The 254-nt window shown below is 63.0% G+C and carries 1 pseudogene; it reads left to right on the top strand.

Features of this window, described 5'->3' with window-relative positions:
* Window positions 1–126: 126 nt before the first annotated feature.
* Window positions 127–254: pseudogene (locus QMX88_RS29410) on the top strand (LysR family transcriptional regulator); the annotation flags it as partial.

Below are 254 nucleotides of genomic sequence, written 5' to 3'. Positions count from 1 at the left end.
ATCTGCCCGATCATCGAGGCACTGATCAGAGAGTAATGCCTGGCGGGTGAGCTGGAGATCGGAAAGCCCCTTTACGGTGGGATTCAGAGCTTACGTTGGTTTTTGGTTCCATTGCTCCCCAAACCCCTGGAGCGCGCGCGGCGCCTGTTGGCGGATGCGGAGCAGGCGCTTGAGGACGTGGAGCGTCAGGTGCAGGGCTTGGCCGGGCGTGTGCGGCTGGGTGCCTCCACAGGGGCCATCGCACAGTTGATGCC

The sequence above is a fragment of the Pseudomonas sp. PS02290 genome (assembly GCF_029960075.1).
GTDB lineage: Bacteria > Pseudomonadota > Gammaproteobacteria > Pseudomonadales > Pseudomonadaceae > Aquipseudomonas.
This window is presented reverse-complemented; position numbering and strand designations above follow the sequence as displayed.